The sequence below is a fragment of the Sphingomonas palmae genome (genome assembly GCF_900109565.1).
GTDB classification, from domain to species: domain Bacteria; phylum Pseudomonadota; class Alphaproteobacteria; order Sphingomonadales; family Sphingomonadaceae; genus Sphingomonas; species Sphingomonas palmae.
Window position 1 is genome coordinate 465,738 of the sequence record NZ_FNZZ01000002.1, and the last position, 20,980, is coordinate 486,717.

Sequence of the window (20,980 nt, forward strand, 5' to 3'; positions counted from 1 at the left end):
GAGGCGATCAGCCGCGCCGTGACGGATGGTCAGGGATCGGTGGTGAGGTCCGATTGACAAAGGACTTCAACGCGAAGCTGCTGTGCAGGTGAGCGATCCCCGGAATCGCGGTGACGCGTTGGATGAAGCTCCGGTAGTGTTCCAAACCACGAACGACGATGCGAAGCAGCATGTCCGCATCGCCCGACATCTGATGACCGGTCATCACCTCCGGCATGATCGCGAGCTGTTCCTCGACACGCTGGATAACCTCGCTGGTCTGTCGTTCCAACGTGACCGAAAGAAAGATCACCATCGACCCCAAGAGAAGCCTCTCATCGATCTGAGCGGCATAGCCGACGATGATCCCGCGCTCTTCGAGGAGACGTACACGCCTGAGGGTGGGCGTAAGCGACAGGCCGATCTTTTCGGCCAGATCGCGCCAGCTCATGCGACCATCCTGCGTCAGCGCGAGCAGAATGCGCCTGTCATATTCGTCGAGTGCGGTAATCTGGTTCATCTGACAACGAACACCCTCAACCGTTAGTCCATCTGCGCTATTATTCAGGCTGACCGGAAGAGCAATTGGACGATATCATCGTCAACCATCCGCTATCCTGCTGCTGACCGATATCGCAGCAAGGAGGTTGCACGTGGATCGCTTCAGCATCAGCCCCAATCCGGTCCCGACATCGCCCGAACAGCGCGCCGCCCTGACCTTGGATCCTCGTTTTGGCACGGTCTTCACCGATCACATGGTGACACTGCGCTGGCGTGCCGAGGACGGTTGGCACGACGGCAGAGTGGAGGCCTTGGCGGCGATCCCCTTCCATCCGGGAAACGCGGCCTTCCACTACGGACAACAGATATTCGAGGGTCTAAAGGTCTTTCGCGGTTCCGACGGCGACGCCCTGCTCTTCCGCCCACGAGAAAACGCCAGGCGGATGCAGCGGTCCGCGGCTCGGCTCGCCATGCAGTGCCCGCCGGAAGACGTATTCATCGAAGCGCTCGAACAACTCGTCTTGGCAGATGCAGGCTGGATACCGGAGGGCGACGGCAGTCTGTACCTGCGGCCCTTCATCGTCGCCGACGAGGTCTTCCTCGGAATGCGGGCCGCCGCACGCTACCTGTTCTGCGTCATCGCGAGCCCGGTGGGCCCGTATTTCTCAGGCGGCAACCGCGCCATCGACGTCTGGGTATCAGAGACGTTCAGCCGTGCGGCACGCGGTGGAACCGGTGCGGCAAAGTGCGGGGGCAACTATGCGGCGAGCCTCGTGGCGCAAGTCGAGGCGGTGGAGCGCGGGTGCGATCAGGTTGTCTTCCTCGACGCAGCCGAGAGCCGGTGGATCGAGGAACTCGGCGGAATGAACATCTTCTTCGTCATGCGCGATGGCGAGGTCATCACGCCCCCGCTCGGAACCATCCTGCCGGGTGTAACACGAGATTCCGTGATGACGCTGGCGAGCGCGGCGGGCCATCGCGTCGTGCAGCGCCGCTACTCGCTGGAGCAATGGCGCTCGGACGCGGAGTCTGGTCGCCTCGTCGAGACGTTCGTCTGCGGAACCGCCGCCACAATTGTTCCGATCGGGCACGTGCATCACGGTGCCGGTCGGTTCGCCATCGCGACTGGCGCATGCGGCCCTTTGACCGCCAAGCTGCGCACCGATCTTCAAGGCATACAGCGAGGCCGCGCGGCGGATCCACATGGGTGGCGACACCCTCTCCGACTGCCTGCGTCGGCGGTCCGCTAACATGGTCAACTTGGACTGGCGTCTCGCCACACCTAAGCCAACCGGAAATGACGACGCGTTCTTTTCATGGACGAAGCGCATGCTGCTTCCATCGGACATGGTCTGTTACTTCAATCCGAAGCAACGCAATGAGATGGTTCGCCGCCGCGTCATGGTGTTCACGCCGTTCGATGATCATCCAGGCGTCACGATCTCACGCTCCGATGGTTCGAGCCCTGAGGGTGATGGTCACCTGGCCGTTGCCCTGCCGCCGACAGAAGCCGAAGATCATTGGCTCCGCCTCCCCGCCGGTAGCTGGCATCTCGCACCGGAGTTGAGACTCATCCTCAAAGATGCGCTCACGCGCGCGGACCTGGACGGAGTATCAGGCTTGTACGTGCAGGCGAAATTCCTCGAGCTGACGTGCCGCGTCTCCGAGATGCTGAACGCCGGCGAACTGACCCCGCTATGTGGGTCAGCGAAACTCGACGAATTCGACACCCGCCGCATCGTCCGCGCCCGCGATCTCATCCATGAGCATTTCGGAGAGAGCCTTACCCTCGCCCGCATTGCCAAGGAATGCGGGCTGAACCGATCGCTGCTGAGCCGCGGCTTCCGCCTGATGTACGACACGTCCGTTTTGCGTTACGTTGCGGAGACCCGCCTCGGCGCGGCGACTCGCCTGTTGCTGACGTCGAATGCAGGCGTCGCTTCGATCGGTCACCAGTGTGGCTATTCCAACAACGCCGCGTTCACCCGCGCATTCAATCGCCGCTATGGTATGTCTCCTTCGACGATGCGCCGCCAAGCGCCTGTTGGCGCCTCGCATCGGTCGGCGCCGACACGCCCCCTCCTGGTGAGCAGTCGGGTCTGCTCCCGAGGCTAAGGAGTGGCGTAGGCGGCAAGCTCATCGGGTGATCCGGTCGGAAATGCCTCGGAGAGGTGATCAAGGAACGCCTTCACGCGCAGACTAAGCAGGCGGCGCGTCGGATAGAGCGCCCACAATGCGATCTCCGGTGTATCGACCTCGCCCCAACTCACCAGCGTGCCGTCCGCCAGGTCACGGCTGATCAGCGAGAACGGCAGGCGCGCTGCGCCGACACCGGTTCGGACCGCGTCGCGAACCATGATGAGCGAAGACAAGGCCAGAACGGGCTCGACGGCGATCGTCCTCGATCCGGCATCCGACTTGACCTGCCACCGCTGCCGATCTTCGGCCGTGCGGACCACCGCCGGCACGGGCACGTCGGCTTGGGGGAGAGCCAAGGCGGGTGTAGCGACCACCACCAGCCGGTCGCGCAGGAACACGCGGCCGACCAGCGCATCATCCGGCGCGGGATTGACCCGGATGACGAGATCATAGCCTTCCTCGATCATATCCACCCCACGGTCGTCGGTCGTCACCTCCAGCCGCACGGCCGGGTATGCAAGCGTGAACTCGGCAGCCAGTCGCCCCATCGCCGTCTGCGCGAACACCAGCGGCGCACTGATGCGCAGCCGTCCCTTGGGCGTGCCTCCTCCCGCTGCGATCGCGGCGGCTGTTTCCTCCAGCTCTCCGAGCAACACGCCGGTGCGTTCGAACAGTGCTCGCCCTTCCTCCGTCAGTTTGAGCATTCGTGCGCCGCGCTCGAACAATCGCAGGTCGAGGGCGGCCTCCAGCTCGGCGACACGACGCGACAGCGTCGCCTTGGGTCGGTTTGCAGCGCGTGCAGCGCGGCCGAAACCCCCGTGACGGGCAACAAGGGTGAAATCGGCGAGCGCCAAGAGGTCCATGACCGTCTCACTAGCGAGACGCCCCGTCCAAATACAGCGCCTATTCGCAAGATGGTGGATCACTCATCTTGCACTCAGCCAAACGGGCTCAACGCAAAGGAGTGACCCTCATGACCATCCTCGTTACCGGCGCCACCGGCAATGTCGGCCGCAACGTCGTCGATCAACTCGTGCAGCGTGGCGCGGACGTCCGCGCCATCGTCCGCAATCCCGCCAGCGCGAACCTTCCTGCCGGCGTCGAGGTCGTTCCGGGCGATCTGCTCGACGTCGACGCGCTTCGGGGTGCCTTTCAGGGCGTCAGCACGCTGTTTCTGCTGAATGCGGTCGTAGCAGATGAATTCACCCAGGCACTGCTGACGTTGGGCATCGCACGAGAGGCCGGCGTGCGCCGCGTCGTGTACCTGTCGGTCATTCACAGCGACGTCTACGTCAACGTGCCCCATTTCGCGGGCAAGTTCGGCGTCGAGCGCATGATCGAGGCGATGGGGTTCGAAGCGACGATCCTGCGTCCCGCCTACTTCATGGACAACGAGCACACCATCAAGGACGCGATCGCGGGCTACGGCATCTATCCCATGCCGATCGGAAGCAAGGGCGTGGCGATGATCGACGCGCGCGACATCGGGGAGATCGCCGCCATCGAACTGGTGCGTCGCGAGCAGTCAGCCGCACCGCTTCCGTCCGAGCGCATCAATCTGGTCGGACCCGACACGCTGACGGGCTCGGATGCCGCGGCGATCTGGTCGGATGTGCTCGGGCGCACGATCATCTACCCGGGCGACGACGTTGCCGCGTTCGAGCAGAACCTGCGCCAATTCATGCCGTCGTGGATGGCGTTCGACATGCGCCTGATGGGCGAGCGCTTCATCAGTGACGGCATGGTGCCGGAACATGGCGACGTCGACCGCCTGACGACGCTGCTCGGCCGTCCGCTGCGCACCTATCGCGCGTTCGTCACCGCGATCGCCGGCTGATCCTCTCACCAGACTTCAACACCCATCAGGAGACCACCGATGATCTATTCAACCGCCACCGTGCCGGTGAACCCCGCCGGAGAGATCCCGCTTACCCGAGCTCAAGCCTGGCGAGGCCTTGAGCGCAAGGCACGCGACGCACGCCTGTTCCTGCCGCCGGGACTTTGCACCCGCTGCGACGTGACCGAGGAGACCGACACCCACTTCGTTCGAGAGGCAACGATCGCGGGCGTTGACCTGCGTGAGATCATCACGCTGGAACAGGAACGAAAGGTCACCTTCTTTCAGGCGACCGGCCCGCGTGAGGGCGCGATCATCAACGAACTAGTCGAGGATGATGATGGAGCGCTTCACCTGCGCTTTTATTGCTACCTGGGTCTACGCGGAAAGGAGTCCGGCGGCACCGAGGAGCGGAACGAGCAGGCACAGTTCGACAGCGAACAGGGTTACAAGGCCGCGCTGCTCTCAACGCTGAAACGCACACGCGAGCTGCTGGCCGACGGCTCGCTGTGATGATGCGCGGCAGAAGGCGGAACGACGACGCAGGTCGTGCCGCCTTCTCCAGGCTGCTATAATCTTGCCAGAACCCGCTTCGTGCGACTTTGACTTTTGAAGCCAGCGCCAAAGCGGCTGCGCCAGTGACGACCATGATGCTTCAAGCCAATCGCAGCGGCGCTCATGCTTGCTGACGGAACCCGACATCCTCACTTCTCGCCCTGTCATAAGCCACTTGCGCCATCGTCATTTTACCTCCGTTTGCAAGCGACCAGTTATACAGCGCCGCAAACGGCTCCCTAAGAGAAGCGCCAAGCGGAGTAATGGTATACTCCACGCCAACCGGCTGTGTTGGCAATATTGCCCGGCTTATCAGACAGTCACGCTCCAAACGCTTGAGCGCGTCAGACAATGACTTGTGCGTGATACCATCAAGCCTTCGTTTCAGGTCATTGAAACGGGATGGCTGGTTGCACAACACGCTGAGGATCAGCACCGCCCACTTGTTCGCGATCTGCTCGAGGATGGGTCTGGTTGCTTCAACATCAAGTGGCAGGTCGAGCGTGGCGGTCGACATAGGTTTACGCATCCATATCTAGTCACACCAAAGTGCGTTCTTGTGCGTAGATATAGAGGCGATATCTCCATGTCACCATCAAACGTGAGGCCATATGAATACGCTCTCAGGTAAGATCGCCGTCGTCATCGGCGGCCAGGACGGAATCGGCGGCGCGATTGCACAGCGCTTCGCAGCGGAGGGTGCGACGGTCTACGTGACCAGTCGCCGTGCCGATGAAGGCGACCATGATTTCGGCAGCGGCACGCTGCGCGCTCGGCGGATCGACGCATCGGACGTAACGGCGCTGTCGACCTTCTTCGAAGCCGTGCGCGTCGAAGTCGGGCGGGTGGACGTGCTCGTCGTCAACGCCGGCCTCTCCGAATACGCGCTGCTTGAGGCGATCGATGAGGAGCACGTCGACCGCGCTTTCGGCCTCAACGTACGTGCGCTTCTGTTCGCCGTTCAAGGCGGAACGGCAGTCATGCCTGATGGAGGCTCGGTGGTGCTGGTGGGCTCAATTGCTGCCGGCATCGGCACCAAGGGCTACGGTGTCTACGGAGCGACCAAGGCGGCGGTGCGGTCGTTCGCCCGCACCTGGGCCAACGAACTCGCGCCGCGGAACATCCGTGTCAACGTAGTCGCACCCGGACCGACCGATACCGCGATGATGGCGGCAACCACCCCGGATGTGCGTGAGGTTCTGACCCAACTAATACCCCTGGGCCGGATGGCTCGGCCGGACGAGGTGGCGGCCGCGGCTTTCTTCCTAGCCAGCTCCGAAGCCAGCTTCATCACTGGAGCGGAGCTGCCGGTCGATGGCGGCATGGCGCAGATCTGATGCCGATCGACTGGAGGTCTCAAACCATGCATAAATCGTCGCGAAAGGCTCGCGTTCTCGGCGCCGGCATCGCACTCCTGCTCGGCGGCCAGGTTGGGCTGCCGACTACCGCGGCAGGTGCCGGCTCTTCACCGATCGCGTTGAAGTCGGCCGCGAAGCGACCGTCGGTCGTCGGGATCGACGCCGACGTTCGCCTTCTTCACCACACCATGATCGGGATTGGTGGCAAGCCGGTGCCCGCCACGAGCCTGCTGCTGACACCCAGAGGCTCGCCGCCCCCCGGTGGCTGGCCGATCGTTGCTTGGGAGCATGGGACGACTACGCCAGGCCAGAAAGCGTGCGCCCCGAGCCAGACACCGGAGCTGGATGGTGGCCTGACCCGCGACGGCTTCACGAGCGACTATGCCTGGCAGATCGGGCAATTCATCGACGCCGGTTTTGCCGTGGTCGCGCCGGATCTCGAAGGGCTTGGCCCCGACGCCACTACCCCTTACCCCTACTACAATCTCTCGAGCCTCGCGCGCTCGTTGATCGCCGGCGTCGTCGCTGCGCGTGCCGCCGAACCGCACTTGTCGAACCGCTGGGCAGCGGTTGGCCATTCCGATGGCGGTCACGGCGTGTTGGGCGTCGAGGCGTTGGCGCACGAGGCGCCTGGTCTAGTCTTCGCGGGCACCGTCGCTTCTGCTCCGTATGTGGCGATCAAGGCGCATGCCGCGCGCTTCGGCGCCGATGGAGCGGCGGCGTCCAACGACACTGCGGCGCATCAGGGTTTGATGATGCAGCAGTTTCAGGGCGCGCTGATGGCGACCGGACTGAAGGTCGTGCGTCCTTCCTTCGATCCCGCATCGGTTATGGGACCAGATCTGGTCTCAGCGTTGCCGCGCTTTCGTGTGCTCTGTTCGGTCGCAGCCATCGGCTCGATCGACGCGGCAGTCAGGGCGAGGAGCAAAGCATTCAAGGGTCTGACTGCAGGCTGGGCGGAGCAATCGGAGATGCGCAACTTTCTTGCTGGCAACGATCCCGCGGTGAAGCACGGCTTCACGTTGCATCGGCCGGTTCTAATTGTTCAGGGCGACGCAGATCCCTTCGTCCTCGAAGCCCTGCAAACGCCATTCGCGAACAAGCCGAAGGCTAGCGGCGCGCCCCTTCTCTACAAGGTCTATCAAGGCGCCGACCACTTCAGCGTCATACGCCGCGCGAACACGGACGTGCTGACCTTTCTACATCAACTGTTCGCACGATGAACCAAGTTGCGAGCGTCGACCGCCGATGCCGCAACCACTCGGAGGCAGTTTGTGACCGAACTTCAGAATGAACAAGTGCATCTGGTCAGAAGACCGCAGGGCGCACCCGTGGCTGAGGACTTCCGTGTCGTACGCGGTCCTGTGCCGGTCCCAAATGACGGAGAACTCCTGCTCCGCAATCTCTATCTCTCGCTCGACCCATATATGCGCGGGCGGATGGACGACCATCACGACTCCTATGCGCCACCCTATGCGCTTCACGCGCCGCCAGGCGGGGGAACGGTCGCGCGCGTGGTGCAATCGCGGCGTGATGACTTTGCCGAAGGCGACCTGGTGGTTGCGCCTGACGCAGGCTGGCGAACCTTCGCGATCTCGAATGGAGCCGACCTCCGGCGTTTGCCGAGTGACATAAAGCAGCCGTCACGAGCGCTCGGCGTTCTCGGCATGACGGGTTTCACGGCCTGGTGGGGGCTGACCGCGATCGGAAAGCCCCGCTACAATGAGACGCTGGTCGTATCCGCCGCGGCGGGTGCGGTCGGTTCGGTCGCGGGGCAAATCGGCCGCCTGCTGGGATGCCGCGTCGTCGGTATCGCTGGTGGGGCCGAGAAGTGCCGCCGAGTGGTCGAGGATTTAGGTTTCGACGCCTGCCTCGACTATCGCGCACCGGATCTTGCCGGTCGGCTAGCCGAGGCGGCAAGTGACGGGATCGACGTCTATTTCGAAAACGTCGGAGGCATCGTTCAGGAAGCCGTTTGGCCGCTGCTCAACAACGGTGCGCGCGTGCCGGTGTGTGGATTGGTTTCGGGCTACAACGGTGCTCCCGATGCATCCGGCAGCATCCATGCCCTGCTCATGTCGTTGATCGTGAAGCGCATCAGGGTTCAAGGCTTCTTGAACGCAGACCATCTTAAGCACTTCGGCGAGTTCGAGCAGGAGATGCAGCGGTGGCTCGACACCGGGCAGCTTCGTGCCCACGAGACGATCATAGACGGGCTCGATCAAGCGCCCTCCGCTTTCGCGAGCCTGTTCGAAGGAGCTAATTTCGGCAAGCTGGTGATCGAACTGCCGGCCTGAGATTGGAAGCAGCGAGAGCTCGTGCAGCGTATATCAGTGAAGTCGATTAGTGTCGAAGGCGACGTTGAAGGCGATCCGCTTTCAATCAGGCGCCACGATCCTGAACCACCACTTCTACCCGTCCAGCGCCTGCTGATCGAATGCTGCTCGAGCCTTCTCGATCGCCGTTAAATTTTCCCCTGCCCAGACCCACACGCCGCAGAACGCGGCGCCGAGCGTTTGTCCAAGCTCGGTCAACTGATATTCCACTTTAGGTGGGATGACGGGATAGACTGTTCGATGGACCAACCCGTCCCGCTCCATGATTCGAAGGGTCTGCGTCAGCATCTTCTGGCTGACGCCGCCGACCGCTTCAGCCAAGCGGCTGAAACGAAGCGTTCCCTTCTCGGCCAGCGCCTCAATAACCAACATCGTCCACTTATCCGCTACACGGGCGATAAGCTCGATTACCAAAGCCTCTACCTGCGGATCGATCTCGTCAGGTGGTGACGACGCCGCAAGCATTTCCGCAGTTGCGATCTCATCGCTGGTAAATCTGGCATTGATCGTCATTGACGGTTTCCTGACGGTAAGTATGGCGCGAAAAGGTGCCTTCTTCCCGTCCGCAACAATAATCTGCATCGACGCCCACAGCAAACATGCTGTGGGAAATTAAGATGAAGTTGACAGGTCGGACGGTGCTGATCACCGGCGGGAGCAGTGGGATCGGTCTGGCGCTGGCAGAAGCATTGTTGGCGCGCGGCAATGTTGTGATCGTCACTGGACGCAGGAAAGAAGCGCTCGAGGCTGCGAAGCGCCAGCATCCCGACCTGCACATCTATGCAAGCGACGCGGCGGATCCCGATTGCATCCGAAACCTGCATGACACCCTGATACCGCGTTTCCCTACTCTAGACACCTTGGTCAACAATGCCGGCATCATGCGCGCATTGAGGCTGGCCGAGGATCGCCCGTTAACAGAAGTAACGCAGGAGATAGATGTCGATCTGAGTGCGCCCATCCAGATGGTGCAGCAATTCCTTCCACATCTTCGCTCCCGACCGGAAGCGATGATCATCAACATCTCATCCGGCTTGGCATTCGTGCCGTTCACATTATCGCCGATCTACTCGGCCGCGAAAGCCGGTATCCACGCTTATACAAGGTGCTTACGTCAGCAGCTTCGCGATACGTCCGCCAAGGTGATCGAAGTAGCACCGCCTCTGACCGAGACCCCCTTGTTCGAGACGGAGTTCAAGCAGCACATGCCCGATCAAAGCGGCATGTCCGTTCATCAATTGGTGGGGCACATGATCAGGGGCATCGAGGCGGGCCGCGATGAGATCAGACCAGGGCAGAGTAAAATTCTGAAGATCGCAAACCGCTTAGTGCCTAAACTTATTTTCCAACAGCTAGCAAGAGTGGGTGAGCCTTGGGTGAGACAACCTTAGGCGATGTTGTTATGATTCCGGCTAGTCGCAACCCGGCTTGACCTTACACTCGATTAATCGGCTTATAAGACGGAGCGATTACACCATTTCTTCACGAGCTGAAACAGCCAGAACGAAGCGTCTAGCAGCCTTGGCGCGAGATGGCTCATCAACTATCCCGTGACAGCCAGAAGTCCGCGGCGCTCGCGCGAACGCGGCCTTCTGTGCCGCAAGGGATAGCTTATCCACTTATTCGCCGATCGACGATTACCTGAACGCCTCCCCTCGCCATCGTGAAGGCAGACCTTCAGGCCGCGAGCTTGAGCGAGGCAACGATCGCTGCACCTCATCGTTGGACGCGCAATCCTCGATGGCAAAGGACTGCTCGTGTTCAATCACACCAAGAAGATACGCTACGCCGTCGTCGGCGGCGGGCAGATTTCTCAGCAGGCGTTCATGCCTGGCATCGCCCGCACCAACAATTCCGAACTCGTCGCTTTGGTGACCGGCGATCCCGTCAAGGCCGACAAACTCGCCAGCCTGTATGGCATCAAGTCATGGTCGTACGAGGAATATGACGCGTTGCTCGCATCAGGTGAGATCGACGCGGTCTATGTCGCGACGCCCAACTTCCTCCACATGCAATATGCCGTGCCTGCGCTGGAGGCAGGCATCCACGTGCTGCTCGAAAAGCCGATGGCGTCGAGCGTCGCCGAGGCCGAGCAGATCATCGCGGCGCAGAAGACGCACGGCGCCAAGCTGATGATCGCCTATCGCCTGCATCACGAGCCCGGCACGGTCGAGATGGTGACGCGCGCACGTGCCGGTGAGTTCGGGGATCTGCGCAGCTTCTCGTCGGTTTTCGCGCAGAATGTCGCGGAAGCGAACTCGCGCGGGCACAACGGTTTCTGGAGTGGGCCGGTGCCGGACATGGGGACCTATCCGCTGAACGCGGTCCGTAACTTGTTCGGCCAGGAGCCGATCGCGGTTTATGCAGTAGGGACCAAGGCGCCCGATCGCGGTTTCAACTTCCACGACACCGTCGCCGTCACGCTGCAATTCCCGGACGAGCGACTGGCGCAGTTCACGGTCAGCTACGCTACCGCATCATCGGAGTTCTTCGAGCTCGTCGGGACAGAGGCGAGCATCCACTCGTCGCCCTGCTACATGTTCGGACCGAAGACCGGCATCTCCTATACGGAGAAAACCGCCGCCGGCAGCAAGACGCACAGCTTCGACCCAGTCGAGCAATTCGGCAACGAGACGCAGTATTTCTCCGACTGCATCATCAACGACCGGCAGCCGGAAGCCGACGGCGAGGAAGGCCTGCTCGACATGCGGGTGCTGGCGGCGGTCGAACGCTCGCTCGCCACGGGTGAAACCGTGCCGCTCGAGCCGGCGCATCGATCCCGCTGTATCGATCCAGGCCAAGCATTGCAGCTCAAGCCGGCCAAGGAGCCGAGCGAGGATGAGATGATCAGTATCGTGCCTCAATCAGCTTAGCCTGATTGTCTCGCTACTCGCCGAGGATGTGATCTTGCCGTCCGAACACCGTCATGGCCCCACATGATCGGCAGAGGACTGTTCGAGCAGGCACAGCCTAGCATGTCAGCTCGGACCGCGAACATCAGACATCGTGGGGTCAAGCATGCAGCGTTCACGCTCGCGGCTCGACTTTAGGTCACCCCAAAACCGATCCGCTCCAGACCATGCGGCAGGTCCTGCGATCCGGTGATCAGCCGAAAGCGACGAAAGATATCGCCTCTCCGAGAGCCGATTGCCTCATCGCCACCTGCACTACGAATGGAGCGAAGCAGGCGGTGCTGACCATTTGCTGGCCACCAGCCTGCGCACGATATCAACGCCGACCAAGACAAAGGCCCCTACACCCTTGCTATAGCTAGCTTTTCGGTGGTGGGCGCTGACGGGTTCGAACCGCCGACCTACTCGGTGTAAACGAGCCGCTCTACCAGCTGAGCTAAGCGCCCGTCGCATCGGCGACGTGGGCGATGCGTCTAGGCCGGGGCGGCGGGGTTCGCAAGAGCCGGAACGCGCTTCGTGCGCGAACCGTTCAGTTCATCCAGCAGGAGCGACGCCATGAACGAAGACGCCAAGGACGCCGAAGCCATCAAGCCGACGACCGAGACCGAACGTCCCAACCTGTCGACCGAGCACCAGCGCGACGGCGATGCGAGACGCCCGAGCGACACGCTCGACAAGGGGCAGCCGAACGAAGAAACGATCCCGCGCAAGTCTTCATTGCTCTGAGGATCGCCTGATCGGGCGCAAGCGCGCCCGGTCGGGTCCTTGGGTCAGACCCTCGGATCAGGGTCCCTCGTCGCTCGCGTGCGTTTCGACGCGCAGCGCCTTGCCCGCCTTGAACCCCAGCGCCTCGCCGACGCGGTCGTCCCAGCCGTAGGGGTCGTTGCGCACGATTGGCTCGCCTGAGTCGTCAAACAGCACGGTCTGGTAGAGCATCCTGACCGGGATCTGCTTCGGCAGCTTGACGAACGTCTCCTTGCCGGTGCCGCGCGCCTGGTGCCACTCGTCGGTCACGCCCTCATCGCGCGCGAGCATCTCGGCGAAGCCCAGCGCGTCGTCGACGCGGACACAGCCGTGGCTGCGCTGGCGCTGCGTCATCTGGAACAGCTGCTTCGCGGGCGTGTCGTGCAGGTAGATCGCGTGATCGTTGAGCATGTCGAACTTGACGAGGCCGAGCGAGTTCTTCGGCCCCGGTGCCTGCACCAGCCAGCCGTCCTTGCGCGAGATATTGTTGGCCTTGAGATAGGCCGCACCCTTCGCCGCCGTCTCGTCCTCGATCGAGCGCGGAATCGTCCAGGTGGGGTTCGCGACCAGGCGGTAGATCGGCGATCCGAGCTGCGGCGTTTCGCGGTCGGGTTCGCCGACCACGACCTTGCGGCTGTCGGCGATCTTGCCGTCGCGCCAGTAGGTCAGCCGCGCCGCCGCCACGTTGACGTCGATCCGGGTCGCGGGCGGCGTGCGTTCCAGCCAGCGCAGCCGCTCCATCGCGATCGCGACCGCGCGCGCGCGGTCGGCGTCGGACATGTTCAGGATTGCCAGTGCCTCCTGCCCGATCACGCCGTCGGGCTTCATGCCGTAATCGGCCTGCATGCCGCGCACCGCCTGCACCATCGCGGGCGTATACTGCTGCCCCTGCGCCGCCTTGGGATCGAGATAGTCGAGGATGACGAGCTGCCGCGCGATCACGGGCACGCGCGGGTCGGTCGCGCCGGGCTTGATCGCGTCGCCGTTCGCCGGAATGTTCGTCGCCGGCGCGCTCGGCTGCTTGCGGAATGCCAGATACGCCTTGGACAACCGCTGGTAATTGTCGTCGGCGGGCGCGAGGCTGGCGAGCCAGCCCTTCACGTCGCCCTTGCTTAGCGCATTGGCCAAGCCGGCCTGTAGGTCGGGGTTCGGGCGCGGCACCGTGTAGACGTCGTACAGCTTGGTCGGGTCGGTCGCACCGCGCGCCAGTGCGCTCGCGTAGGCGAGTGCCTGCTTGGTCAGCCCCGCCGGATCGGTCGCGTCGCTGGCGAAGCTCATCTGGTCGAGACCGTGCGCGGCGCGACCATCGATCGCCTGCCGCAGCTGCGCGCGCGTGGTGTCGCTCCACTGCGCCGGTCCGGCGGGCTCACTCGCGTTCGCGGCGCTCGCCTGATTGTCGGGCGCGACCGATACGCTGCACCCTGCCAGCAGCAGTGCCACGGCCGATATTGTTCCCCATGATGTTCGCACGCGACACTCCCTTTGTTTCGCAACCAGAACGCACGCGCGCCCGGTCCGCTCCCGCGCCCTTCTACGAGCGGCGATATGTACGACCGACAACCGCTTGAGCGCGGGCGACGATTATGGTGTGAGCGGCACCATTGGCGCATCAAGGGCGCGACGTGAAAAGGGGCATGAGGATGAACAGGCACGCGGCGCTGATCGGCGCATCATTGCTGGCACTCGCCGGCGCGGGCGCGGCAACCGCGCAGCAGGCGCGAACGCGTGCCGGCACGACCGCGCCGCGCGTGGACGCCGCGGCCGCGCGCACCCGCGCGCAGGGCGTCGTCGCGCGCATGACGCTCGACGAGAAGATCGCGCTGGTCCACAGCCTGTTCCCGCCGATGGCAGCGGGCAAGACCATCAACGAGCTGATCCCGTCGGCGGGCCACACCGACGGCATCCCGCGCCTGGGCGTGCCGCTGGTGCGCGAGAGCGATGCGTCGCTGGGCGTCGCCAACCAGGTCGAGCAGCGCAAGGGCGACGTCGCGACCGCCCTCCCGTCCGGGCTCGCCACCGCGTCGAGCTTCGATCCCGAGATTGCGCGCGCGGGCGGCGCGATGATCGGCAGCGAGGCGCGATCGAAGCGGTTCAACGTGCTGCTGGCAGGCGGCGTCAATTTGACGCGCGATCCGTGGAACGGGCGAAATTTCGAATATCTCGGCGAGGATCCGCTGCTGGCGGGCGAGCTGGCGGGCGCGCACATCAACGGCGTGCAGTCGAACCGGATCGTGTCGACGATCAAGCATTTCGCGCTCAATTCGCAGGAAACCGGCCGCACCGTTGCCGACGCGCGGATCGGCGAGCAGGCGCTGCGCGAAAGCGACCTGCTGGCGTTCGAACTCGCGATCGAGCGCGGCCATCCCGGCTCGGTCATGTGCGCCTACAACAAGGTCAACGGCGACTGGGCGTGCGAGAACGACTTCCTGCTCAACCGCGTGCTGAAGCGCGACTGGGGCTATCCGGGGTGGGTGATGAGCGACTGGGGCGCGGTGCACTCGACCGTCAAGGCGGCGAACGCGGGGCTCGACCAGCAATCGGGGCAGGAACTCGACAAGGCGATCTTCTTCGGGCCTGCCTTGAAGCAGGCGGTCGAGGCGGGTCAGGTGCCGATGCAGCGGCTGGACGACATGGTGGTTCGTTACCTGACCGGGCTGATCGCGACCGGTGCCTATGACACGCCGGTGCCCTCGACCGCGCAGACCCCGCCCTACGCGCAGCACGCCGAAGTGGCGCAGCGCGCGGCGGAAGCCGGTATCGTGCTGCTCAAGAATGACGGCAACCTGCTGCCGGTGGCGCGCACCGCCAAGCGGATCGTGCTGATCGGCGGGTCGGCCGATGTCGGCGTCCTGTCGGGCGGCGGGTCGAGCCAGGTCCGCTCGGTCGGCGGCGCGCCGATCGAGATCCCGCTGTCGAGCGGCGGCGCGTCGTCGTTCGCGCGCATCACCTATCATGCCTCCTCGCCGTTGCTCGCGCTGCGCAAGGCACTGCCCGGCGCGCAGATCAGCTACGTCGACGGGCGCAACCTGAACGCGACGCTGGAAGCGGCGAAGAACGCCGACATGGCGATCTTCTTCGCGACGCAGTGGACGACGGAGGCGCAGGACGTCGCCGACCTGCGCCTGCCCGACAACCAGGACGCGCTGATCGCGCGCGTTGCCGCGGTGCAGCCCAAAACGGTGGCGGTGATGGAGACGGGTGGCCCGGTGCTGATGCCGTGGCTCGATCAGGTGCCCGCGGTCGTTCAGGCGTGGTACCCCGGGCAGCGCGGCGGCGAGGCGATCGCGAACGTGCTGACCGGCCGCGTCAATCCATCCGGCCGGTTGCCGATCACCTTCCCGGCTTCCGCTGCGCAGCCGCCCCGCGCCGCCCCGGTCGGGCTCGACCGGCTGACCTCGATCGAGGCGCAGGCCGCGGCCGATCCGGGCACCGCCAGCAACGCCGTGCTGCCGAGCTTCCCGATCGACTACGTCGAAGGGTCGGACGTCGGTTACCGCTGGTACGAGAAGAAGGGCATGAAGCCCATGTTCGCGTTCGGCCACGGGCTGAGCTACACCAACTTCGCGTATCGCAATCCGGTGGTGAGCGGCGGCAAGCGGCTGTCGATCACGTTCGACGTGGTCAACACCGGCCGCACCGCGGGCGCGGACGTGCCGCAGATGTATGTGGCGCGCGAGGCTGCGAACCAGCCGATGCGCTTGGCGGGCTTCACCCGCGTAATGCTGAAACCCGGCGAGACGCGTCGCGTGACGCTGACCGCGGAGCCGCGCATCATCGCCGACTACGACACCAAGCTGCCGGGCTGGCGCGTGCGTGCGGGTACCTACCGCGTCGCGCTGGCGCGCGACGCGAGCGACCGGACGATGGTGTCGAGCGCGTCGCTCGATGCCGCGACGATGAAGCCGTGACGTGACGGCGGGCGGCGTACGTGCCGCCCGCCTCACCCAGGACGAGCCGGTGCTGGCATCGGTCCGATCGTCCGTCGATCACGCGCGCGAGCGAACCAGTCCGCCTGCCGCACGTTGGGGCTGCTCAACAGTGCATCGGACCAACGGCAATGGCGCGGCAGACCAGCGACTTCTTCGTCGAACGGCTCAAGGCGTGGGGCGTCAAGCGCATCTACGGCTACTCGGGCGACGGCATCAACGGCGTGCTCGGCGCGCTCCAGCGCGACGAGGGCAGCCCCGACGCGGTCGAGTTCGTCCAGGTCCGCCACGAGGAGATGGCGGCGTTCATGGCCGCGGCGCACGCGAAGTTCACCGGCGAGATGGGCGTGTGCCTGTCGACCGGCGGGCCGGGCGCGACGCACCTGATCACGGGGCTGTACGACGCGAAGAGCGACCACGTCCCCGTGCTCGCGATCGCCGGGCAGGCCGAGGTGACGGTGCGTGGTGCCAGCTATCAGCAGGAACTGAACCTCGATCGCATGTTCGCCGACGTGGCGGACTACGTGCAGGAGGTCGGCGCGCCCGCGCAGGTCCGCCACGTCACCGATCGCGCGATCCGCGTCGCCACCGCCAATCGCGGCGTCGGCGTAGTGATCCTGCCCAAGGACGTGCAGGACATGCCGTACGAGGAGCCGAAACAGGCGCACGGCTTCACCCGCTCCGGCCCCGGCTACTCGGCCCCGCGCGTCGTGCCACACGACGCCGACCTCGCCCGCGCCGCGGCGATCCTCAACGAAGGCAAAAAAGTCGCGATCCTGATCGGCGCGGGTGCGCGCGGTGCCGCGTCCGAGGTCGAGCATATGGCCGAGAAACTCGGTGCCGGTGTCGCCAAGGCGCTGCTCGGCAAGGACGTGCTGCCCGACGATCTGCGCTTCGTCACCGGCGCGATCGGCCTGCTCGGTACGCAGCCGTCGTCCGACATGATCCAGGGATGCGACACGCTGCTGATGATCGGCACCGGCTTTCCCTGGGCCGAGTTCCTGCCCGCCGACGGCAAGGCGCGCGCGGTGCAGATCGATCTCGCGCCCGAGATGCTGGGGCTGCGCTATCCCGTCGACGTCAACCTGCACGGCGACGCCGCGGAGACGCTACGCGCGCTCCTGCCGCTGGTCGAGCACAAGAGCGATCGCGATTGGCAGCACGGCATCGTGTCGAACATCGAGAAATGGCGCGAGACGCTGAAAGGCCGCGCGCTGGCGGATGCCAAGCCGGTCAACCCGCAGCGCGTCGTCTGTGAGATGTCGCCGCGGCTGCCCGACGACGCGATCGTGACCTCGGACTCGGGCTCGTGCTGCAATTGGTACGCGCGCGACTGGCAGGTGAAGCGTGGGCAACGCGGGTCGCTGTCGGGCGGGCTCGCCTCGATGGGGGCGGCGGTGCCCTACGCGATCGCGGCGAAGTTCGCGCATTCCGCCCGTCCGGTCGTGGCGCTGGTCGGCGACGGCGCGATGCAGATGAACAACATGGCCGAGCTGATCACGATCCAGAAATACTGGCAGCGCTGGGCCGACCCGCGGCTGGTCGTGTGCGTGTTCAACAACGAGGATCTGAACGAGGTTACCTGGGAACAGCGGATCAACGAGGGCAACCCACGCTTCGACGCGTCGCAATCGCTGCCCAACGTACCCTACGCACGCTTCGCCGAGCTGCTGGGGCTGACGGGCATCTACGTCGACGATCCCGCGCAATTGGGCGACGCGTGGGACCGCGCCCTCGCCGCCGATCGCCCGGTGGTGCTCGAGGTCAAGACCGACCCCGACGTGGCGCCCCTGCCCCCGCACGTCACATTGGAGCAGGCGAAGGGCTTCCTGTCCTCGCTCGCGGGCGGAGATCGCGGCGGCGCCAGCGTCGTCATGGAAACCGCGCGCCAGATCATCGGCGGCGTGCGCGAGCGGCTCTGAACTTTCACCAAGCGAGAAGAATCATGGAATATACCAAGCTCGGCACCACCGGCCTCGACGTGTCGCGGCTTTGCCTCGGCTGCATGACCTTCGGTGTCTCGGATCGCGGCAATCATGCTTGGACGCTGGACGAAGAAGCGAGCCGTCCGATCCTGAGCCGCGCGGTCGAGGCGGGAATCAACTTCTTCGACACCGCCAACGTTTATTCGGACGGCACTTCGGAAGAGATCGTCGGGCGCGCGCTAAAGGAGTTCACGCGGCGCGAGGAGGTGGTGATCGCGACCAAGGTCCACGGGCGGATGCGGCCGGGTCCGAACGGCGCGGGCCTCAGTCGCAAGGCGATCATGACCGAGATTGACGCGAGCTTGTCGCGGCTCGGCACCGACTATGTCGACCTCTACCAGATCCACCGCTTCGATTATGACGTCGGAATCGAGGAAACGCTGGAGGCGCTGCACGATGTCGTGAAGGCGGGCAAGGCGCGCTACATCGGCGCGTCGTCGATGTACGCGTGGCAGTTTGCGACGATGCTGCACGTGGCGGAAGCGAACGGCTGGACGCGCTTTTCGACGATGCAGAACTACCTCAACCTGCTCTACCGCGAGGAGGAGCGCGAGATGCTGCCCTTGTGCGAGGCGGAGGGCATCGGCGTGATCCCGTGGAGCCCGCTGGCGCGCGGACGGCTGACGCGCGACTGGGACGAGACGACCGAGCGGTCGCAGACCGACGAGTTCGGCAAGACGCTCTACGCGCACACCGCCGACGCCGACCGGCGCGTGGTGGAGGAAGTCGCGAAGATCGCCGCCGAGCGCGGCGTGCCGCGCGCGCAGGTCGCGCTCGCCTGGGTGCTCGCCAAGCCCGAGGTGTCCGCCCCGATCGTCGGCGCGTCGAAGGCCGCACATCTCGACGACGCGATCGCCGCGTTGGAACTGGGGCTGACCGAGGGCGAGATCGCCCGGCTGGAAACGCCGTACGTGCCGCACGCGGTGGTCGGCTTCAAGTGATCGCGGCCAACGACGCGCTCATCATCGTCGATCCGCAGGTCGACTTCTGCCCGGGCGGGCGGCTGGCGGTGGCGGACGGCGACGCGGTGATGGCGCCGATCGCCGCGTTGGCCGAGCGGTTCGCGCACGTCGTCGTGACGCAGGACTGGCACCCGGCGGGCCATTTATCGTTCGCGAGCAGTCATCCCGGCGCGCAGCCCTTCGACGTAATCGCGATGTCGTACGGCGAGCAGGTCTTGTGGCCGGACCATTGTATCCAGAACACGCCCGGCGCCGAGTTCCACCCCGCCATCCTGCCCGCGGCGGCGCGTGCCGACCTGATCGTGCGCAAGGGCAGCAACCCGGCGGTCGACAGCTATTCCGCCTTCTTCGACAACGATCACGCGACCCGCACCGGGCTTGCCGGCGCACTGCGCGACCGCGGGGTGACCCGCTGCGTCTTCGTCGGGCTGGCTTATGATTTCTGCGTCGCCTGGTCCGCGCTCGACGCGCGGGCGGAGGGGTTCGAGGCAGTGGTGCTGCGCGAATTCACCCGCGCGATCGCGATGCCGCTGGCGCACGGAACCAGCGTCGACGCGGCGGAAGCACGCTTTGCCGCGGCGGGGGTAAGCGACACGCTCTGATGCTGCTTTCGCAGCCGCACTGGTTGTTTGGCCGGCATGCGAGCGGCTAGTCGCGCGGGTCCATGATCGATCGAATGACCTGCACGTCCGCTCCGCTCCTGCTTCGACCCCGAGCTTTCGCCACCTCCATGTTCGCCCTGCTCCTGCTCGGTGGCTGCACGCGCCTGCCACCGATGCGGCTGGACACGGAACGAACCAAGCCTGCCAACGCCGCAATTGCGCGCGATGCCGGTAGTGCAACGATCGACGTGCTGACCTTCAACATCGAGGGGCTCGGCTGGCCTGCGCGGAAGGGCCGTCAGGCGCAGTTGCAGCAGATCGGCGCGACGCTTGCCGCGCTGAACGCGCGGGGACAGGCGCCCGACGTGGTGCTGGTGCAGGAGATGTTCAGTCCCGCCGCGGTGCGCGCGATCGATGCCGGAGGCTATCGCTACCGCGCTTGGGGTCCGTCGCGCACGCAGCGGCGACGGCTGCGGTCCAAAACGCGGATGCCGGGTCCGTTCCGGTGGAAGAAGGGCGAGGTCGGCGTGCATCTGGTCGGATCGGGGCTGGCGGTGCTGAGCCGCTATCCGATTGTCGCGGCAAGATCGGAACCGTTCGGCAGTCGACACTGCGCCGGGCTCGACTGTTTGAGCAACAAGGGCGTGCAGCACGTCCGCATCCGCGTGCCCGGCGTGCCCGAGCCGGTCGAGATCTTCAACGCGCACCTGAACTCCCGCTCGGCCGCGCGCGTGCCGGCAGAGCGCAGCGCCGCCGCGCACGCGATGCAAGTGGGCGACGTGGCGGCTTTCATCGGTTCGGTTGCGCCCGCAGGACCGGTGATCCTCGGCGGCGACTTCAACATGCGCGGTGACGCGGGGCGGCTGGCCCGCTTCGACGCGGCCCTTGGGCAACTGACGCTGGTGCAGCGCTACTGCGTCGTCGCGCGCAACGGATGCGACGTGCGCGTGTCGTGGGACGGCGACGAGCCGTGGATGGACACCGAAGACCTGCAACTCTTCGCCAGCGGCGGCGCGGTCAGGATCACGCCAACTCGGGTCGAGGCGATGTTTGACGGTGCCGAAGGCTCGCCGCACCTGTCCGATCACGACGGCTTTCGCGTTACCTATCGGCTGGACTGGGGCGCCGTCCGATGACCGCACCT

20 protein-coding genes and 1 tRNA gene are annotated in these 20,980 nt (G+C 64.9%); 15 read left to right on the forward strand and 6 right to left on the reverse strand.

The features are described 5' to 3' along the window. Positions 1-7: 7 nt before the first annotated feature. Entirely contained in the window at positions 8-499 is a 492-nt protein-coding gene (locus tag BMW51_RS06725) for an Lrp/AsnC family transcriptional regulator (RefSeq protein WP_093004653.1), read from the reverse strand. Between the two features lie 133 nt (positions 500-632). On the opposite strand from BMW51_RS06725, the gene BMW51_RS06730 reads away from it, so the two are divergent. After that, on the forward strand, positions 633-1,730 hold the full coding sequence (locus BMW51_RS06730) for a branched-chain amino acid aminotransferase (RefSeq protein ID WP_093004656.1): 1,098 nt from the start codon (positions 633-635) through the stop codon (positions 1,728-1,730). Positions 1,731-1,740: 10 nt separating this feature from the next. Next, a complete protein-coding gene (locus BMW51_RS06735; RefSeq protein WP_177171563.1) occupies positions 1,741-2,595 on the forward strand; it encodes an AraC family transcriptional regulator in 855 nt (284 codons plus the stop codon). Here BMW51_RS06735 and BMW51_RS06740 read toward each other — a convergent pair. After that, complete coding sequence (locus tag BMW51_RS06740) at positions 2,592-3,482, reverse strand: LysR family transcriptional regulator (protein WP_093004662.1); 891 nt, start codon at positions 3,480-3,482, stop codon at positions 2,592-2,594. The genes BMW51_RS06735 and BMW51_RS06740 overlap by 4 nt on opposite strands. Positions 3,483-3,592: 110 nt before the next feature. On the opposite strand from BMW51_RS06740, the gene BMW51_RS06745 reads away from it, so the two are divergent. Then, on the forward strand, positions 3,593-4,456 hold the full coding sequence (locus BMW51_RS06745; RefSeq protein WP_093004665.1) for an SDR family oxidoreductase: 864 nt from the start codon (positions 3,593-3,595) through the stop codon (positions 4,454-4,456). Positions 4,457-4,495: 39 nt separating this feature from the next. After that, positions 4,496-4,969, forward strand: a complete 474-nt coding sequence (locus BMW51_RS06750) for an SRPBCC family protein (protein ID WP_093004668.1) — start codon at positions 4,496-4,498, stop codon at positions 4,967-4,969. 163 nt (positions 4,970-5,132) lie between these two features. On the opposite strand, the gene BMW51_RS06755 is transcribed toward BMW51_RS06750, so the two are convergent. Beyond that, a complete protein-coding gene (locus tag BMW51_RS06755; protein WP_093004671.1) occupies positions 5,133-5,528 on the reverse strand; it encodes a winged helix-turn-helix transcriptional regulator in 396 nt (131 codons plus the stop codon). 94 nt (positions 5,529-5,622) lie between these two features. Here BMW51_RS06755 and BMW51_RS06760 point away from each other — a divergent pair, with 94 nt between their 5' ends. From BMW51_RS06760 to BMW51_RS06770, 3 genes are read left to right on the forward strand one after another with little or no spacing between them, the layout of a single operon-like run. After that, complete coding sequence (locus BMW51_RS06760) at positions 5,623-6,348, forward strand: SDR family NAD(P)-dependent oxidoreductase (RefSeq protein WP_093004674.1); 726 nt, start codon at positions 5,623-5,625, stop codon at positions 6,346-6,348. Next, positions 6,348-7,592: an alpha/beta fold hydrolase gene (locus BMW51_RS06765; RefSeq protein ID WP_143051822.1), complete on the forward strand. Its 1,245-nt coding sequence runs from the start codon at positions 6,348-6,350 to the stop codon at positions 7,590-7,592. The genes BMW51_RS06760 and BMW51_RS06765 overlap by 1 nt, the downstream gene beginning before the upstream one ends. 51 nt (positions 7,593-7,643) lie before the next feature. After that, positions 7,644-8,666 (forward strand): NADP-dependent oxidoreductase, encoded by a 1,023-nt coding sequence (locus BMW51_RS06770; protein ID WP_093004680.1) that lies wholly within the window; start codon positions 7,644-7,646, stop codon positions 8,664-8,666. A 114-nt stretch (positions 8,667-8,780) separates the two neighbouring features. On the opposite strand, the gene BMW51_RS06775 is transcribed toward BMW51_RS06770, so the two are convergent. Continuing rightward, entirely contained in the window at positions 8,781-9,218 is a 438-nt protein-coding gene (locus BMW51_RS06775) for a winged helix-turn-helix transcriptional regulator (protein WP_093005127.1), read from the reverse strand. 104 nt (positions 9,219-9,322) lie between these two features. On the opposite strand from BMW51_RS06775, the gene BMW51_RS06780 reads away from it, so the two are divergent. Beyond that, a complete protein-coding gene (locus BMW51_RS06780) occupies positions 9,323-10,096 on the forward strand; it encodes an SDR family oxidoreductase (protein WP_093005129.1) in 774 nt (257 codons plus the stop codon). A gap of 366 nt (positions 10,097-10,462) precedes the next feature. After that, on the forward strand, positions 10,463-11,578 hold the full coding sequence (locus tag BMW51_RS06785; protein WP_093004683.1) for a Gfo/Idh/MocA family protein: 1,116 nt from the start codon (positions 10,463-10,465) through the stop codon (positions 11,576-11,578). 409 nt (positions 11,579-11,987) lie between these two features. Here the strand turns inward: BMW51_RS06785 and BMW51_RS06790 are convergent. Continuing rightward, positions 11,988-12,063, reverse strand: a tRNA-Val gene (locus tag BMW51_RS06790). A 109-nt stretch (positions 12,064-12,172) separates the two neighbouring features. Here BMW51_RS06790 and BMW51_RS16060 point away from each other — a divergent pair. Continuing rightward, a complete protein-coding gene (locus BMW51_RS16060) occupies positions 12,173-12,343 on the forward strand; it encodes a hypothetical protein (RefSeq protein WP_177171564.1) in 171 nt (56 codons plus the stop codon). 57 nt (positions 12,344-12,400) lie between these two features. Here BMW51_RS16060 and BMW51_RS06795 read toward each other — a convergent pair whose 3' ends face one another. Continuing rightward, positions 12,401-13,801 (reverse strand): L,D-transpeptidase family protein, encoded by a 1,401-nt coding sequence (locus BMW51_RS06795; protein WP_245708312.1) that lies wholly within the window; start codon positions 13,799-13,801, stop codon positions 12,401-12,403. Positions 13,802-13,995: 194 nt separating this feature from the next. On the opposite strand from BMW51_RS06795, the gene BMW51_RS06800 reads away from it, so the two are divergent. The 5 genes from BMW51_RS06800 (at position 13,996) to BMW51_RS06820 (ending at position 20,972) form a co-directional block, all read left to right on the forward strand. Further along, positions 13,996-16,269 carry a beta-glucosidase family protein gene (locus tag BMW51_RS06800; RefSeq protein ID WP_425440974.1) on the forward strand — a complete coding sequence of 758 codons (2,274 nt, stop codon included), beginning with the start codon at positions 13,996-13,998 and terminating at the stop codon, positions 16,267-16,269. A 149-nt stretch (positions 16,270-16,418) separates the two neighbouring features. Beyond that, positions 16,419-18,209, forward strand: a complete 1,791-nt coding sequence (locus BMW51_RS06805; RefSeq protein WP_093004691.1) for a thiamine pyrophosphate-requiring protein — start codon at positions 16,419-16,421, stop codon at positions 18,207-18,209. A 23-nt stretch (positions 18,210-18,232) separates the two neighbouring features. Continuing rightward, the gene (locus BMW51_RS06810; protein ID WP_093004694.1) at positions 18,233-19,213 is read left to right on the forward strand and encodes an aldo/keto reductase; all 981 of its coding nucleotides are present in this window, start codon (positions 18,233-18,235) and stop codon (positions 19,211-19,213) included. Continuing rightward, the gene (gene pncA, locus BMW51_RS06815; RefSeq protein WP_093004696.1) at positions 19,210-19,836 is read left to right on the forward strand and encodes a bifunctional nicotinamidase/pyrazinamidase; all 627 of its coding nucleotides are present in this window, start codon (positions 19,210-19,212) and stop codon (positions 19,834-19,836) included. The genes BMW51_RS06810 and pncA overlap by 4 nt, the downstream gene beginning before the upstream one ends. Positions 19,837-19,964: 128 nt before the next feature. Further along, positions 19,965-20,972 carry an endonuclease/exonuclease/phosphatase family protein gene (locus BMW51_RS06820; protein WP_245708313.1) on the forward strand — a complete coding sequence of 336 codons (1,008 nt, stop codon included), beginning with the start codon at positions 19,965-19,967 and terminating at the stop codon, positions 20,970-20,972. Positions 20,973-20,980: the final 8 nt, after the last annotated feature.

Bases quoted from the DNA above. Each gene is read 5' to 3' on its own strand.
- BMW51_RS06725 (WP_093004653.1), bottom strand. From the start codon at position 499: ATGAACCAGATTACCGCACTCGACGAATATGACAGGCGCATTCTGCTC.
- BMW51_RS06740 (WP_093004662.1), bottom strand. From the start codon at position 3,482: ATGGACCTCTTGGCGCTCGCCGATTTCACCCTTGTTGCCCGTCACGGG.
- BMW51_RS06745 (WP_093004665.1), top strand. From the start codon at position 3,593: ATGACCATCCTCGTTACCGGCGCCACCGGCAATGTCGGCCGCAACGTC.
- BMW51_RS06750 (WP_093004668.1), top strand. From the start codon at position 4,496: ATGATCTATTCAACCGCCACCGTGCCGGTGAACCCCGCCGGAGAGATC.
- BMW51_RS06755 (WP_093004671.1), bottom strand. From the start codon at position 5,528: ATGTCGACCGCCACGCTCGACCTGCCACTTGATGTTGAAGCAACCAGA.
- BMW51_RS06760 (WP_093004674.1), top strand. From the start codon at position 5,623: ATGAATACGCTCTCAGGTAAGATCGCCGTCGTCATCGGCGGCCAGGAC.
- BMW51_RS06765 (WP_143051822.1), top strand. From the start codon at position 6,348: ATGCCGATCGACTGGAGGTCTCAAACCATGCATAAATCGTCGCGAAAG.
- BMW51_RS06775 (WP_093005127.1), bottom strand. From the start codon at position 9,218: ATGACGATCAATGCCAGATTTACCAGCGATGAGATCGCAACTGCGGAA.
- BMW51_RS06780 (WP_093005129.1), top strand. From the start codon at position 9,323: ATGAAGTTGACAGGTCGGACGGTGCTGATCACCGGCGGGAGCAGTGGG.
- BMW51_RS16060 (WP_177171564.1), top strand. From the start codon at position 12,173: ATGAACGAAGACGCCAAGGACGCCGAAGCCATCAAGCCGACGACCGAG.
- BMW51_RS06800 (WP_425440974.1), top strand. From the start codon at position 13,996: ATGAGGATGAACAGGCACGCGGCGCTGATCGGCGCATCATTGCTGGCA.
- BMW51_RS06805 (WP_093004691.1), top strand. From the start codon at position 16,419: ATGGCGCGGCAGACCAGCGACTTCTTCGTCGAACGGCTCAAGGCGTGG.
- BMW51_RS06810 (WP_093004694.1), top strand. From the start codon at position 18,233: ATGGAATATACCAAGCTCGGCACCACCGGCCTCGACGTGTCGCGGCTT.
- BMW51_RS06820 (WP_245708313.1), top strand. From the start codon at position 19,965: ATGTTCGCCCTGCTCCTGCTCGGTGGCTGCACGCGCCTGCCACCGATG.